Annotated in this window: 12 protein-coding genes; 10 read left to right on the top strand and 2 right to left on the bottom strand. The window is 69.2% G+C overall.

Annotation, left to right across the window (positions count from 1 at the left end):
- Positions 1 to 29 precede the first annotated feature (29 nt).
- From BLW44_RS16165 to BLW44_RS16125, 9 genes are all read left to right on the top strand, one after another.
- Complete coding sequence (locus BLW44_RS16165) at positions 30 to 419, top strand: fluoride efflux transporter FluC (RefSeq protein WP_060927093.1); 390 nt, start codon at positions 30 to 32, stop codon at positions 417 to 419.
- Positions 416 to 775 (top strand): fluoride efflux transporter FluC, encoded by a 360-nt coding sequence (locus BLW44_RS16160; protein WP_060927094.1) that lies wholly within the window; start codon positions 416 to 418, stop codon positions 773 to 775. Before BLW44_RS16165 ends, BLW44_RS16160 begins: the two co-directional genes overlap by 4 nt.
- A gap of 164 nt (positions 776 to 939) precedes the next feature.
- Positions 940 to 2,211, top strand: coding sequence for an ABC transporter substrate-binding protein (locus BLW44_RS16155; RefSeq protein WP_060927095.1), 1,272 nt, complete (start codon positions 940 to 942; stop codon positions 2,209 to 2,211).
- 6 nt (positions 2,212 to 2,217) lie between these two features.
- Entirely contained in the window at positions 2,218 to 3,177 is a 960-nt protein-coding gene (locus tag BLW44_RS16150; protein WP_060927096.1) for a carbohydrate ABC transporter permease, read from the top strand.
- Complete coding sequence (locus BLW44_RS16145) at positions 3,170 to 4,063, top strand: carbohydrate ABC transporter permease (protein WP_060927097.1); 894 nt, start codon at positions 3,170 to 3,172, stop codon at positions 4,061 to 4,063. Before BLW44_RS16150 ends, BLW44_RS16145 begins: the two co-directional genes overlap by 8 nt.
- A gap of 3 nt (positions 4,064 to 4,066) precedes the next feature.
- Positions 4,067 to 5,131 (top strand): LacI family DNA-binding transcriptional regulator, encoded by a 1,065-nt coding sequence (locus BLW44_RS16140; RefSeq protein WP_060927098.1) that lies wholly within the window; start codon positions 4,067 to 4,069, stop codon positions 5,129 to 5,131.
- Positions 5,132 to 5,175: 44 nt separating this feature from the next.
- On the top strand, positions 5,176 to 6,345 hold the full coding sequence (locus BLW44_RS16135) for a Gfo/Idh/MocA family protein (RefSeq protein WP_060927099.1): 1,170 nt from the start codon (positions 5,176 to 5,178) through the stop codon (positions 6,343 to 6,345).
- A gap of 112 nt (positions 6,346 to 6,457) precedes the next feature.
- Positions 6,458 to 7,084 carry a TetR/AcrR family transcriptional regulator gene (locus BLW44_RS16130; protein WP_074731918.1) on the top strand — a complete coding sequence of 209 codons (627 nt, stop codon included), beginning with the start codon at positions 6,458 to 6,460 and terminating at the stop codon, positions 7,082 to 7,084.
- A 23-nt stretch (positions 7,085 to 7,107) separates the two neighbouring features.
- Entirely contained in the window at positions 7,108 to 10,365 is a 3,258-nt protein-coding gene (locus BLW44_RS16125) for an efflux RND transporter permease subunit (protein ID WP_074731915.1), read from the top strand.
- A gap of 236 nt (positions 10,366 to 10,601) precedes the next feature.
- On the opposite strand, the gene BLW44_RS16120 is transcribed toward BLW44_RS16125, so the two are convergent.
- Positions 10,602 to 11,498 (bottom strand): aldose 1-epimerase family protein, encoded by an 897-nt coding sequence (locus tag BLW44_RS16120; protein WP_060927100.1) that lies wholly within the window; start codon positions 11,496 to 11,498, stop codon positions 10,602 to 10,604.
- A gap of 292 nt (positions 11,499 to 11,790) precedes the next feature.
- Between BLW44_RS16120 and BLW44_RS16115 the strand changes: the two genes are divergently transcribed.
- Positions 11,791 to 14,130 carry a DEAD/DEAH box helicase gene (locus BLW44_RS16115; RefSeq protein WP_060927101.1) on the top strand — a complete coding sequence of 780 codons (2,340 nt, stop codon included), beginning with the start codon at positions 11,791 to 11,793 and terminating at the stop codon, positions 14,128 to 14,130.
- A gap of 368 nt (positions 14,131 to 14,498) precedes the next feature.
- Here the strand turns inward: BLW44_RS16115 and BLW44_RS16110 are convergent, their stop codons facing one another.
- Positions 14,499 to 15,038 (bottom strand): YaeQ family protein, encoded by a 540-nt coding sequence (locus BLW44_RS16110; RefSeq protein WP_060927102.1) that lies wholly within the window; start codon positions 15,036 to 15,038, stop codon positions 14,499 to 14,501.
- Between the last annotated feature and the right edge of the window lie 66 nt (positions 15,039 to 15,104).

Below are 15,104 nucleotides of genomic sequence, written 5' to 3'. Positions count from 1 at the left end.
CCCCGCAAAGGCGCGGATAGAGTGGCGGCGTGACCCTGCGCCGACTCCTTCTCGTGTTCGCGGGCGGCAGCATCGGCACCGCGATGCGGCTCGCGATCGGGCTGTGGATGCCGGATGAAGGCGGCATCCCTCTCGCCACTCTCCTGGTGAACGTGGCAGGGTCGCTGCTCATCGGCGTCCTCGCAGCGCGGCTGCCCTCCACTGCCGAGATGCGGGTCTTCCTCGGAACCGGCGTGCTCGGCGGCTTCACGACGTACAGCGCCTTCATGACCGGGACGATCGCCCTCTGGGCGGCCGCACCGCCGCTCGCCTTCGCCTACACCGCGGGGAGCCTGGTCCTGGGCCTCGCGGCGGCGGCCGCGGGTCTGGCCATCGGACGCCCGCGCGGCACCGTGCACGCATCTGGAGCCGACTCATGAGCCCGCTGCTCTTCGTCGCGGCCGCGCTCGCCGGAGGAGTGGGCGCCATGCTCCGCTACGCCCTCGACGTCGGGGTCGCGAAGATCGCCGGGCGGCGCTTCCCCTGGGGCATCCTCGTGGTGAATCTCAGCGGCTCGTTCGCCCTCGGCCTCGTGACGACGGCGATGCCCGACCAGCTCATCCTCCTCGGCGCGGGGCTGCTCGGCGGATACACCACGTTCAGCACGGCGATGCTCGACGCGGTGGCGCTCTGGCGCGACGGGGAGCGCGCGGCATCCGCAGCGTACGCCGTCGGCATGCTGGTGCTGGGACTGCTCGCCGCAGCGCTCGGGCTCGCCCTGGGCACGGCGCTCTGACCGTCGCGCCGACCGTCACGCCGATCCGCATGCCGCACGTCTGAGTTCGTCCTTGCGGGCCGTCGGATTCCCGGCTAGTCTCCTTGCTAATCGTTTAACTGCTAATCGTTTAACATCGCCATCCGCCTCGAACGATTCCCCCGCACCCGTCAAAGGAGACATCGATGCCCCGCACCTCTCGCCGCGCCCTCGGCGCCCTCGCCGCCTCCGCGGCTGCAGTTCTCGCGCTCAGCGCCTGCTCGTCCTCGACCGGAGGTGAGAGCTCGTCCGGCGGCGACGTCACGCTCAGCTACGCGATCTGGGATGAGAACCAGAAGCCGGCGATGGAGGACATCGCGGCCGCGTTCGAGAAGGAGAACCCGAACGTCACGATCGACATCCAGGTGACGCCGTACAAGGAGTACTTCACCAAGCTCCAGACCGCGGCGACGGGCGGTTCCGCCGCCGACGTGTTCTGGATGAACGGCCCGAACTTCCAGCTCTACGCCTCGAACGGCCAGCTCGCGCCGCTCGACGATGCCGGAGTGGATGCGGCCGACTACCCCCAGGGGCTCATCGACCTCTACACGTTCGACGGGAAGCTCTACGGCGCTCCGAAGGACTTCGACACGGTCGCCCTCTGGTACAACAAGGCCCTGTTCGATGCCGCGGGCGTCGAGTACCCCTCCGCCGGGTGGACGTGGGATGACTTCATCGCCGCCGCTGCCGCGCTCACCGACCCCGCCGCTGGTCAGTTCGGCGTCGCCGCGAGTCAGTACGGCCAGGAGAACTTCTACAACTCGATCGCCCAGGCCGGAGGCGAGGTCATCTCGGCCGACGGCACGGAGAGCGGCTACGGCTCGCCGGAGGCCCTCGCGGGCATCGAGCTGTGGACCGACCTGATCGAAGCCGGCTCCTCGCCGACCGCGCAGCAGATGACGGACACCAATCCGGAGGACTTCTTCCTCTCCGGCAAGGTGGCCATGTTCCAGAACGGCTCGTGGGCCGCGATCGCGTACGGCGACAACGCCGAGATCGCCGACTCGGTCGATGTGGCGCCGCTGCCCGAGGGACCCGAGGGCAACCAGAGCGTGATCCACGGCGTGGGCAACGTGGCCAACGCGAAGAGCGCTCACGTGGCTGAGGCGAAGGCGTTCGCCGCCTTCGCGAGCGGGGAGGAGGCCGCGAAGATCCAGGCCGAGACCGGCACCGTGATCCCGGCGTTCAACGGCACCCAGCAGGCCTGGGTCGACGCGCTGCCGCAGTACGAGCTGCAGGTGTACATCGACGCGCTCGAGACCGCCGTCCCGTACCCGGTCTCGAAGAACACGTCCGCGTGGACGAGCATCGAGAGCGAGGTGCTGTCGCAGGTCTGGTCGGGTGCCGTCGCGCCGAAGGAGGGCCTGAAGGACCTCGCCGAGCAGATGCAGGCGGCCCTGGACGCCGAGCAGGAGTAATCGATCATGACCGCCGTCGCGTCCAGGACGCACGCCTCGACCGAGCGGATGTCGGAGGCCACGAGCCCCGGCATCCGCCGTCGCCGGCGCAACCCGGGAGCATCCCCCTGGTGGGCCCTCGTCTTCATCGGGCCCACCGCGCTCGGCATTGCCGTCTTCTACCTCTGGCCGACCGTGCGCACGCTCATCATCTCGTTCACCCGCTCCGGCCCGTTCGGCGGCGCGGAGTGGGTCGGCATCGAGAACTACGCGCGGCTCTTCCAGGATCCCGAGCTGATCGGAGCGCTGCGCAACACCGCGATCTACACGGTCATCGCCCTCATCGGCATCCCTCTCGCCGTGGGTATCGCCGCGCTGCTGAACACGACGGGCCTCCGCGGCCGCAGCGCGTACCGGACTCTGTACTTCATCCCCGTCGTGACGATGCCCGCGGCGATCGCTCTCGTCTGGCGGATGATCTACAACGGCGACTACGGCGTCCTCAACGCCGCGCTCGGCACGGTGGGTATCGACGGCCGCAGCTGGCTCACCGACCCGAACACCGCGCTCGTCGCGATCGCCGTGGTGGGCATCTGGGCGGGGCTCGGCACCAACATCGTGATCTTCCTCGCCGGTCTCCAGAGCATCCCCGACACGATCATGGAGGCAGCCGACCTCGACGGCGCCGGCCCCGTGCGCAAGTTCTTCTCCATCACGATCCCCCTGCTGTCGCCGTCGATCTTCTTCGTCAGCGTCATCAGCGTGATCGGCGCGCTGCAGGTCTTCGACCTCATCTACATGATGCTCGGCCGCAGCAACCCGGCCATGCCCAACACCCGCACCGTCGTCTACCTGTTCTACGAAGCGGGCTTCCTCGACAACGACCGCGGATACGCCGCCGCCGTCGCCTTCCTGCTGCTCGTGATCATCCTGCTGCTCACGGTCGTGCAGTTCCGTCTGCAGAAGAAGTGGGTGCACTATGAGTGAGCTCTCCCTCGACACGCGCGCCGTCGTCGGCGCCCGCCCCGACCGCTCGCACCGCAAGCCGGGCGTGCCGCGCAACCGCGGCCTCTGGATCGTGCACGCGATCCTGCTCGTCGGCGCCGTGCTGATGGTCTTCCCGTTCGTCTGGCAGCTGCTGACCTCGTTCAAGACGCTGTCCGACTCCGTGCAGGTGCCGCCGAGCCTGCTGCCCCGCGAGTGGGTGTTCACCAACTTCGCCGAGGTCTTCGAGTCGATGCCGTTCGCGCAGATGTTCGCGAACTCGGTGCTGCTCACCGTCGGCCGCACGGTCGGGCAGGTGGTGCTGTGCACCATGGCGGGCTACGCGTTCGCGCGCATCCCCTTCCCCGGCCGCAACGCGCTCTTCGTCGTGTTCCTCTCCGTGCTCATGGTGCCCTCGCAGCTGTACCTGCTGCCGCAGTACGAGATCATCCAGTCGCTGGGCTGGCTGAACACCCTGCAGGCGCTCATCGTGCCCGGCATCTTCAGCGCGTTCGGCACGTTCCTGATGCGTCAGTTCTTCATGTCGATGCCCGCAGAGCTCGAGGAGGCCGCACGCATCGACGGAGCGAATCCGTGGCAGACCTTCTGGCGGATCATGGTTCCGCTCGCGAAGCCTGGCATCATCGCTCTCGTGGTGTTCACTGTGCTGTGGTCCTGGAACGATCTGCTCTGGCCGTTGATCGTGACGACCGACCCCGCCAAGATGCCGCTGTCCGTCGGGCTCTCGCAGCTCGTCGGCATCCACGGCACCGACTATCCGGTGCTGATGGCAGGAGCGCTGCTCGCGACGCTGCCGATGCTGGTCACGTTCATGATCCTGCAGCGGCAGTTCATCCAGGGCATCGCCTTCAGCGGATCGAAGGGCTGACCGATGGCAGAGCGCAGGCAGCAGGCGACGACGTCGCGGCGACCCACCCTCCGGATGGTCGCGGAGCGCGCGGGGGTCTCGACCGCCACGGTGTCGTACGTGTTCTCGGGGCGGGCGGGCGCAGCGTCCGGCGCCGGAGTCGCGGAGGCCACTGCGGCGAAGGTGCTCGCCGCCGCCGAGGAGCTCAACTACCGGCCGAACAGCGCCGCGCGCACGATCCGCACCGGACGCAGCGGCATGGTGCAGCTGTCGCTGCACATGCTCAGCGACCCCTGGTCCCTCGCGGTCGCAGACGCCGTGAACGTCGAGGCGAACAAGCACGGCCTCACCACGCTCATCCTCGCCGACGGGGACTGGCACGCGGCACTCGATCGGGTGGAGAGCGACGTCGCCTACCTCGACGGAGTGGGAATCGATCAGGATGCCGAGCGCAAGCTCGCCGACCTCGTGCGGCGCGGTCAGCGTCTGGTCGTCTTCTCGGAGCACCTGGAGCCCGCGGGCTTCGACGTCGTGCGCTCGGATGCGATCCCCGGATGCGAGATCGCGATGGACCACCTGCTCGAGCGGCATACGGCGATCGGCTGCCTCGCCGCAGAGGGCGCCGTGCGCCTCGCTCCCAGCCAGGTCACCCGGTACACGCCATACCTCGAGAAGATGGCGGCCGCAGGCATCGACGTCGACCCTGACTGGACGGTCACCTACACCGAGGGGCAGGCCAGCGCCTTCGCCGCCGCCGTGCAGCTGCTGTCGAGGGACGACCGACCCCGTGCCATCTACGCGACCACAGACTTCGCCGCGATCGCGGCGATCAACGCGGCGCACATGCTCGGACTCCGCGTGCCCCACGACGTCGCCGTGATCGGCGTGGGCAACACCCCCGACGCGCAGCTCGTCGCCCCCACGCTGACCACGGTCGGGCCGACGGACTTCTACGAGCGGCAGGCGCGCATCATCATCGACCGCGCGCTCGCCGCAGACGACTCCGCAGGGCAGCTGCACGAGTTCGCCTGGTCGCTCTTCCCCGGGGCATCGACCGATCTCGACGCCCCCACCCCTCACTCGCGCTGACGCGGTCGTCAGCGCGCACACGACTCGACCCCAGAAGGACCACCGTGGATCTCACCATCGGACTCATCGGCTTCGGCGCGCGCGCCACACTCCGCGAGGAGGTGCACCGCCCCGGTCGGGGATCGCGCATCACCGCGGTCTGCGACCCCTCGGAACGTGCTCGCGATGACGCACGACGCCTGCTCCCCGACGCTCTCGTCACCGACGATCTGGACGAGCTGCTCGCCTCGGGGATCGACGCCGTGATGGTGCTGACGCCCGACGACACGCACGCCTCCCTCAGCATCCGTGCGCTCGAGGTGGGGGTCGCGGTGTTCTGCGAGAAGCCGCTCGCGATCGATCTCGCCGATGCCGACGCGATGCTCGAGACGGCCCGCCGCACCGGCAGCCGCCTCTACATCGGGCACAACATGCGCCACATGCCCGTCATCACACTGATGCGCGGACTGATCCAGGACGGCCGGATCGGCGACGTCAGGGCCGTCTGGGTGCGCCACTTCGTCGGGCACGGCGGCGACTACTACTTCAAGGACTGGCATGCCGACCGACGACGCACCACCGGCCTGCTGCTGCAGAAGGGCGCGCACGACATCGACATCATCCATTGGCTCGCCGGCGCGTACACCGAGCAGGTGGCCGCGATGGGCGAACTCAGCGTCTACGGCGACATCACCGATCGACGCGAGCGGGTCGGCGAGCGGATGCCGGACTGGTTCAGCGTCGACAACTGGCCGCCCACCTCGCTCACGGGTCTGAACCCGGTGATCGACGTCGAGGACATCTCGATGGTGAACATGCGGCTCACCGGCGGCATCCTCGCCTCCTACCAGCAGTGCCATTTCGCCCCCGACTACTGGCGCAACTACACGGTGATCGGCACGGAAGGGCGCATCGAGAACTTCGGCGACACGGCGGGCAGCGAGGTCAGACTGTGGAACCGGCGGCATCGCGGAGCGGCCGATGCGGACGAGACGTTCATCGTCCCCGAGGCGGCGGATGCCGGGCATGATGGCGCCGATGCGCTCCTCGTCGCCGAGTTCCTCCGCTTCGTGCGCGACGGGGGACCCACTGAGACCTCGCCCGTGGCTGCTCGCGAGGCGGTCGCCGCCGGCATCCTCGCGACGGAGTCGCTGCGGGGAGACGGCTCGGCGATCGCGGTGCCTCCGCTGGATGCCGACCTCATCGCTTACTTCGAGCGGGGTCAGGTCGAGTAGGCGCCAGCCCCGATTCTCGCTGCGCTCACCGGGCGAACCCTCAGGTTCGGAATGCAGAATGTACAAAAGTACATGTACTCGCGTACAGGAGTGACGGCACGGGGGGTTGCGGATGAGCGAGGGCACACGCCGCCGTCGTGATCCCGAGGCGCGCCGCCTCGCGATCGTCACGGCCGCTGCCGAGCTGATCGTCGAGATCGGCGTCGACGCCCTCACCCATCGCAAGGTCGCGACGAGGGCCGGCGTGCCGCTCGGTTCGACGACGCAGTACTTCGCCACGCTCGACGATCTGCGCAATGCCGCGATCGGCGCGCTCGCCGTCGAGATCGAGGCGCGCATCGACGAGACCCGGCGTGCCGTGGTCGTCGAAGGGGTGACGCCGGAAGGTCTTGCCCGACTCGTGCGGCGCGGTCTCGAAGACGCGCACGCCATCCAGGCCGATCGTGCCGTGGTCACCGCCGCCGTCCACGATCCGCGGGTGCGCGCATTCGCCCGGCAGTGGTCGGATGAGATCGTCGGATTCATCGCGCCCGTGCACGGCGTGAACCGTGCCCGCGCGGCCGCCGTCTTCATCGACGGCGTACTCTGGCACTCTCAGATCCACGACGAGCCGCTCGACGAAGAGCTCATCCGCGACGCCCTCGCCGGGATCCTGACCCCCTCTCCGGCGTCCGCTCCCGCATCCACCGACGCTGCTTCTGCTGCTGCTGCTTCTGCTGCTTCTGCTGCTTCTGCCTGATCCGACCGAGAGAGAAACCCGCCTTGTCGAAACTCGCCGTCCTGAGTCTCAAGAACCGCGCACTGATCGCGCTGATCACGATCGTCGCCGCCGTGTTCGGCGGACTCGCTCTGACGAACCTCAAGCAGGAGCTCATCCCGTCGCTCGAGCTGCCCAACCTGATGGTCATGACGACCTACCCCGGCGCCTCGCCCGAGGTCGTCGAGAACGACGTCTCGACGCCGATCGAGTCGGCGATCCAGGGCGTGCCGGGGCTCGAGGGCACGACGGCGACGAGTACGACGAACGCCTCGATCGTGCAGGCCACGTTCGCCTACGGCACGAACCTTGCGACCGCCGAGCAGAAGATCCAGCAGGCGCTCAACCGCATCTCCGGCCAGCTGCCCGAGGACGTGAGCCCGCAGGTGCTGACGGTGTCGATCGACGACTTCCCGGTGATCCAGGTGGCGGTGACCGGGTTCGAGGATGCGGAGAACGCGCAGGCCGAGCTGCAGAGCGTGGCCATCCCCGACCTCGAGGACGTCGACGGGGTCAACGCCGCCGAGATCATCGGCGGGGTCGGACAGCGGATCACGATCACCCCCGACGTCGCGAAGCTCGCGGCGGCAGGGCAGAGCACGCAGGCCATCAGTACGGCGCTGCAGCAGAACGGCACGCTGTTCCCCGGCGGCGACATCACCGAGGACGGGCAGACGCTCACGGTGCAGACCGGGGCGAAGATCACATCCGTCGAGGAGATCGCCGCCCTGCCGCTGGTCGGCACGAACGAGACGATCGGTGACGTCGCCAGCGTCGTGCAGCAGACCGATCCGGTGTCGTCGATCTCGCGCGTCGACGGCGAGGACGCGCTGTCGATCTCGATCACGAAGCTGCCGGCCGCGAACACCGTCGAGGTGTCGCAGGGGGTCATCGCGGCGCTCGACGAGATCGGCGAGGCCTTCCCGGATGCCGAGTTCACGATCATCTTCGACCAGGCGCCGTTCATCGTGCAGTCCATCGAGACGCTCGCGACCGAGGGGCTGCTCGGGCTCGCTTTCGCGGTGCTCGTCATCCTGCTCTTCCTGCTGTCGGTCCGGTCGACACTCGTCACGGCGATCTCGATCCCGACGAGCGTGCTGATCACCTTCATCGGCCTGCAGGCGTTCGGCTACTCGCTCAACATCCTCACCCTCGGCGCGCTGACGATCGCGATCGGCCGTGTGGTCGACGACTCGATCGTCGTGATCGAGAACATCAAGCGCCACTACGTCGGCGACGCCGACAAGGGCGATGCGATCCGTCTCGCCGTCCGCGAGGTCGCGATGGCGGTGACCTCGTCGACCATCACCACGGTCGCGGTGTTCCTGCCGATCGTCTTCGTGGGAGACATGGTGGGCGAGCTGTTCCGGCCGTTCGCGATGACCGTGTCGATCGCGATGGTCGCCTCCCTGCTCGTCTCGCTGACGATCGTCCCGGTGCTCGCCTACTGGTTCCTCCGCCCCGGCAAGCCGCTGCTCGACGAGAACGGCGTGCAGATCGATCCTGAGGACCCGGCCGCACCGCCGACCTGGCTGCAGCGCCAGTATCGGCCGATCCTCGGGTGGACCCTCAAGCACTCGGGTCTCACCGTGATCCTCGCCGTCGTGGTGCTGGGCGCCACGCTCGCCGCCGCTCCGCTGATGAAGGTCAACTTCCTCAGCGACTCCGGTCAGAACACCATGACCGTCACGCAGGACCTCGGGCCGACCGCGAGCCTGGAGACCAAGTCCGAAGCGGCGATCGCCGTCGAGGATGCGCTGCTCGACATCGACGGGGTCACGCACGTGCAGGCCTCGATCGGATCGAGCGGCTCCGCGCTGCGGGATGCCTTCTCGGGCGGCGCCGGCGTGACGTACTCGGTGCTCACCGACGGCGACGCCGATCAGGAGAAGCTGCGCGCCTCGGTTCAGGACGCGATCGAAGACCTCACCGACGTCGGAGAGGTGTCTGTGGCGGCATCCGCCGGCCTCGGCTCGAGCGACATCGAGATCTCGGTGTCGGCGTCGAACGCCGACGACCTGCAGACCGCGACCACCGCCGTGGTCGACGAGCTCGACGGGCGGGACGGCATCGGCCAGATCACCGACAACCTCGCGGCCGCTCTGCCGTACCTCGCCGTCGTGGTCGACCGTGATGCGGCCGCCCAGCGGGGTCTGTCGGAGGCGGCGGTCGGCTCCATCGTCTCGAACACGATGCGCCCGCAGCAGCTCGGATCCGTCGAGATCGACGACACCGCGCTCACCGTCTACCTCGCGACGTCCGAGCCGCCGGCCACCGCACAGGCTCTGCGCGAGCTCGCGATCCCGACGCCCCTCGGCGTGGTGCAGCTGCAGGACATCGCCGCCGTCGAGGAGCGCAACGGCCCCACCTCCATCACCACGGAGCAGGGACGCCGCACCGCGACGATCACGGTGCCCCCGGCATCCGACAACCTCGCGGTCGCCACCCAGTCGGTCACCGCGGCGCTCGCCGCCGTCGACCTGCCGGACGGCGCCTCGGCAGAGGTCGGCGGAGTCGCCTCGCAGCAGGCCGACTCGTTCTCGCAGCTCGGCCTCGCGATGCTCGCGGCCATCCTGATCGTGTACGTGGTGATGGTGGCGACGTTCAAGTCGCTGCGTCAGCCGCTGCTGCTCCTCGTCTCGGTGCCGTTCGCCGCGACCGGCGCGATCGTGCTGCAGATCGTCACGGGGGTCCCGCTCGGTGTCGCCTCGCTGATCGGCGTGCTGATGCTGATCGGCATCGTGGTCACGAACGCGATCGTGCTCATCGACCTCGTGAACCAGTATCGCGAAAAGGGACTGTCGACGATCGACGCCGTCAAGGCCGGCGGCGAGAAGCGTCTGCGCCCCATTCTCATGACGGCCCTCGCGACGATCCTCGCCCTCACCCCGATGGCACTCGGGGTGACCGGCCACGGCGGGTTCATCTCGCAGCCGCTGGCGCTCGTCGTGATCGGCGGGCTCATCTCCTCGACCGTGCTGACGCTGATCGTGCTGCCGACGCTCTACAACCTCGTGGAGGGGGCGAAGGAGCGGCGCCGGGCCCGGCGGGCCGAGTCGGGCGACGACGGGTCTGCGGCGGTCGAGGGCGATGGTCCGGCGGACGGCCCGGTCACCTCCGGTGGAACTGGTGCCTCGAGTGGTGCTGTTCCTGCGGGTGGTCTGGCGCCGGCCACTGCGGGCTCCTTTGGCTCGGCATCAGGTTCCGACCTGCCGCATGCGAACCAGCTGACGCGACGCGAGCTGCGCGAGCGCGGCGAGTAGCCGCGACTCCGCGTTCGGTATTCAGCACGGCTGCGCCTGACGCCCGCCCGGAACCGTTTTCCGGGCGGGCGTCCGCCGTTTCCTGCTGAGTTGTGCACACGGCCCGGCCGGAACTCCGGGAAGTCTTGCCCGCGGGGCGTGCCACAGCTCCGGAGATCCGGGCGCCAAGCGCCGATGTGGGCGTGATTCGGCGACGCCGGGCACGCTTCTCCGGAGTTCTGGAGCCGAGGCGCCGGTCAGTCGAGCGTGATGCCCCATTCGAGGGTCCAGGTCTCACCAGGAGCGAGTCGGCGCAGGCCGACGCCGCTGTTCAGGGCATCGGCGGGAGCGGTCATCGGCTCGATCGCGACCGCGAGCGTCTGACCCGGGTACTTCTCGGTCGTGAAGACCTGCACGAAGTCGAAGCCCGCACCCTGCCAGAGGGTGAGGCGGCGACCGTCCGGCGCGGTCAGCGAGTGCCGTACGAGTCCGTCGGCATCGCGCTCGAGGTCGGTGAATCCGGTGTCGAGGCTGACGTCGCCGATCCGGACGCCATCGCGCAGGGAGGCATCCGCTGCTCGTGCACCGGTGGGCAGCATCCGCTCGTCGGTGTCGATGGCGGTCTGCGCCGGGATCCGCAGGACGAGGTCGTGCGGATCGACATCGCCGATCGTGAGGAAGGGGTGGGTTCCGAGCGCGACAGGCGCGGCGGTGGCCGAGCGGTTGGTGAGCGCGTGCGTGACGTCGATGCCGTCGGCGCGCAGCACGTAGGTCACGCTCGTCTCGACAAGGTACGGGTAGCCGGTCTGGGGGAAGATCGTGGCGCTGAGCGTGGTCGCCGATGCCGAGTCCTCGATGTCATACGCGACGAATCGCAGCAGCCCGTGACTGGCGTTCCGGAACTTCGGCTCGGTGATCGCGAGCTGCCGCTCCGTGCCCTCGTCGCTCCAGAGTCCGTCGCGCACCCGGTTCGGCCAGGGCACGAGCACCACGCCGGAGCACGACGGGGTCGGCGCGTCGAGCGGGTACGGCGCGATGAGGTCGACCGCACCGATGCGCAGCGAGCGCAGCGAGGCGCCCACCTGCGCGATCTGCGCGCTGACGTCGCCGAGCTGGAGATGGACCTGTGTGCCGGTGGGGGAAGCGGAGTTCACTCCGCCATCGTATGGCGAGCCGCATCCGGAATGGGGGTGGGCGGTTTTTCAGGTGCGACCGCTACACTTGATGCGTCGGCTTCGGACACCCGCGCATGGCGCGGACGTTTTTGTGTAAGAAGTGTGAGTCCAGGGGCCGATGGTGAGCGTCGCTCGACGCTAATCAACCATCACATGAATGGCCCCGGCCGCTGACAGTCCGGAACCCCGTCCGATCGCATCCGATCCGGCGCTGGGTGCTCGCGCGTGTGCGCGGCGCTGTTCTCGTGCGAGAACTCAGAAGGACACACCCATGCCCAAGAACAAGAAGCCCCGCGGCGGACGTCCGTCCGCCAACTTCGAGCCGCGCTACGGCGCGAACAAGACCTCGTTCCACGACCGCCACGCCGGCGGACGCGACAGCGCTCGCGACACTCGCGATTCCCGTGATTCCCGCGGTGGACGCGCGGATGCCGGCGAGCGGCGCACCCCGGCGGCCGGTTTCGACCGTCGTCCCGGTAGCCGCAGCGCCAGTCACCGCGGCTACCGTCCCGCCGAAGAGGGCGGCGCTCCCAAGCAGCGCTGGTCGTCGCAGGAGCGCGCCGGGCGCGATGAGGCCCGCGGCATCCGCAACCGTGCCGAGTCGGGTCGTCGTGAGGCGCCGCACAACCGCGACGACCGTCTGCGCTACAACGACCGCTCCACGGGCTTCGACCGTCCGCGTCGCGATGACCGTGGCGGCCAGCGTCCGACCGGTCCCGGCACGTACCGCGATGAGCGCGGCGGCCAGCGTGACGAGCGTCCGCGTCGTGACGACCGCGGTGCCGGCACGCAGCGCCAGGGCTTCCGCGACAACGATCACCGGGATGGCGGACGTCCTGGTCGTGACGACCGCCGCGACCAGCGCTCCGGCGGCTTCCGCGACGATCGCGGTGGCCAGCGCTTCTCGCGCGACGACCGCCCGCAGCGCGACGACCGCGGCGCGTCCGAGCGTCCGCGCTTCAACCGCGACGACCGTCCTGCCCGTTCGGGAGACCGCACCGAGCGTCCGCGCTTCGACCGCGCGGCATCCGAGCGTCCCCGCTTCGACCGTGACGACCGTCCGCGTCGCGATGACCGTGGCGCAGGCCCGCGTCGCGATGACCGTGGCGGGTACGAGCGCCCCGAGCGCTCGTACGACGCCGACCGTGCGCGTCGTGCTTTCGACCGTGACCGCACTCAGCGTTCGATCGAGGGTGGCCGCGACGAGCGTTCACGTCCCTCGACCGGTGGCGCGTACCGCACCGATCGTCCCCGTCCGCTGACGTCGGACACCCGCGGGCGGCCGTCGCGCAACGAGCGACCCAGCCGGAACGACTGGAACGCCACGTCGAGCGCGGCACCCGCCAAGAAGTTCGAGCCGACCGACGACGTCGTGCACGAGCGCCTCGAGGCGAAGTCCGTCGCGGCCGTCGAGGTCGACGGTGTGACCTTCGGCGATCTGGGCCTCGGATCCAACATCGTCGAGACGCTCGTCGGCATGGGCGCGGCGACGCCGTTCCCGATCCAGGCAGCCAGCATCCCGGCCGTCCTCGCCGGTCGCGACGTGCTGGCCCGCGGGCGCACCGGCTCCGGCAAGACGATCGCCTTCGGCGCTCCGCTCGTCGAGCGGGTGCTGCAGTCGCAGGCCGGCAAGCGTCGTGAGTTCGGACGGTCCCCTCGCGCGATCATCCTTGCGCCGACGCGCGAGCTCGCCCTGCAGATCGACCGCACCATCCAGCCGATCGCGCGCAGCGTCGGTCTGTTCACCACGCAGATCTACGGCGGCGTGCCCCAGGGGCGTCAGGTGGGTGCGCTCAAGAAGGGCGTGGACATCGTCATCGGCACCCCCGGTCGCATCGAGGACCTCATCAACCAGGGCAAGCTCGACCTGTCGGACTGCCGCATCGCGGTGCTCGACGAGGCCGACCACATGTGCGAGCTCGGATTCGTCGAGCCTGTGCAGCGCATCCTGCGTCACACGGCTGACGGGAGCCAGAAGCTCCTCTTCTCGGCCACGCTCGACCGTGAAGTCGCGGCTCTCGTCGACGAGTTCCTCGTCGACCCGGCCGTCTACGAGGTTGCCGGCGAAGACCAGGACTCGAGCACCATCGAGCACCGCGTGCTCGTGATCGAGCACCGCGACAAGGCCGACATCCTCACCTCGCTCGTCGACCGTGACGGCAAGACCCTGGTCTTCGCCCGCACGCGCGCCTACGCCGACATGCTCGCCGAGCAGTTCGACGACGCCGGGATCCCTGCGGTCTCGCTCCACGGTGACCTGAACCAGGCCAAGCGCACGCGCAACCTCGAGCGTCTGACGTCGGGTCGGGTCAACGTGCTCGTCGCCACGGACGTCGCTGCCCGCGGCATCCACGTCGATGACATCGATCTGGTCGTCCAGGCCGACGCCCCCGACGAGTACAAGACGTACCTGCACCGTTCCGGCCGCACCGGCCGTGCCGGTCGCTCGGGTCGCGTCGTGACCCTCATCACGCGTCAGCGTCAGCGTCGCATGAGCGAGCTGCTCGAGCGCGCCGAGATCGACGCGCCGTTCGAGAACGCCCGCCTCGACGACGACCTGATCGAGGAGATCGCCGGTCGCGTGCCGACCACCGCCGACCTCACGGCCTGACCGTCACGCTCGAAGGCCCTGTCCCTGCACGTGTGGGGGCGGGGCCTTCGTCGTGTCTCCGGGCGCCGAGTCTGGGGGCGCGTGCGGCGCGCTGGGCACGTCCTGGAAAGGAGTTCTCGCGTATCGAAGGAGCGAATCGAGGGATCTGTCCTTCGGAGCGCGATATCTCCTCCCGAGCGCGCGACCGCCGGCGCGGGCGAGCCTCCGCGCGGCGGAACCCTCTCCGGAAGCCCTCTCGGGAGGAGAACGCCTCATGGGGCGGGAGAATTGGCGGAATGCATCCTCCCGACGGGAAGTTCTCCGCCCGAGGCGGCGTCGAGGTGGGATGCTGCGATGCAGCACCGGATGCAGCGGATGCGGGTGCCCGGTCAGCCGAGTTGGTGTTCGTGGATCGCAGTCGTCAGCGACGTGCCGTTGAGGTCGAGGTACAGCACCTGCTCGGTCACCGTGAGCGTGGCGGTGTTGCGCCGCTCGATCAGCGGCGCAGCCGATTCGACGAAGCCGGGATCGAAGCTGAACACGCGGATGTCCTCGGAGCGGTGGATGCGCTTGTCCGCCCACGGCGCCATGACCTTGGCCGGGTCTCGGTGCGTGTAGACGACGGTGCGGTCGGCGAGTCTGCTGCCGTAGTGCAGCCGCTCGGCGTCCGGCGCGCCCACCTCGATCCAGGCCGTGATGCTCCCGGTGAGGTCCCGCACGAGCACGGCGGGTTCATCCGTCTGGGAGATGCCGCCGCCGAAGGCGATGCCCTCCGCGAACTCGAGTCCATAGGCGAGCACGCGGGTGAGCATGTACGCGTCAGTCTCGGACGGATGCCGCGCGACGCGCAGCGAGAAGTCGTCGTACACCGCACGATCCATGTCGGCCAACTGGACGTCGAACGTGTGCATCGTGGAGCCGGTAGCCATAACGACCGAGCCTACGCGTCCCCGCGAACGAGCCCGACCGCGAGAGCAGCAGTGGCAACCCTGCGG

The organism is Microbacterium hydrocarbonoxydans (assembly GCF_900105205.1).
Lineage (GTDB): Bacteria > Actinomycetota > Actinomycetes > Actinomycetales > Microbacteriaceae > Microbacterium > Microbacterium hydrocarbonoxydans.
This window is presented reverse-complemented; position numbering and strand designations above follow the sequence as displayed.

Coding starts and splice junctions, on each gene's coding strand:
- BLW44_RS16160 (WP_060927094.1), top strand. CDS start 416: ATGAGCCCGCTGCTCTTCGTCGCGGCCGCGCTCGCCGGAGGAGTGGGC.
- BLW44_RS16150 (WP_060927096.1), top strand. CDS start 2,218: ATGACCGCCGTCGCGTCCAGGACGCACGCCTCGACCGAGCGGATGTCG.
- BLW44_RS16140 (WP_060927098.1), top strand. CDS start 4,067: ATGGCAGAGCGCAGGCAGCAGGCGACGACGTCGCGGCGACCCACCCTC.
- BLW44_RS16145 (WP_060927097.1), top strand. CDS start 3,170: ATGAGTGAGCTCTCCCTCGACACGCGCGCCGTCGTCGGCGCCCGCCCC.
- BLW44_RS16110 (WP_060927102.1), bottom strand. CDS start 15,038: ATGGCTACCGGCTCCACGATGCACACGTTCGACGTCCAGTTGGCCGAC.
- BLW44_RS16130 (WP_074731918.1), top strand. CDS start 6,458: ATGAGCGAGGGCACACGCCGCCGTCGTGATCCCGAGGCGCGCCGCCTC.
- BLW44_RS16155 (WP_060927095.1), top strand. CDS start 940: ATGCCCCGCACCTCTCGCCGCGCCCTCGGCGCCCTCGCCGCCTCCGCG.
- BLW44_RS16115 (WP_060927101.1), top strand. CDS start 11,791: ATGCCCAAGAACAAGAAGCCCCGCGGCGGACGTCCGTCCGCCAACTTC.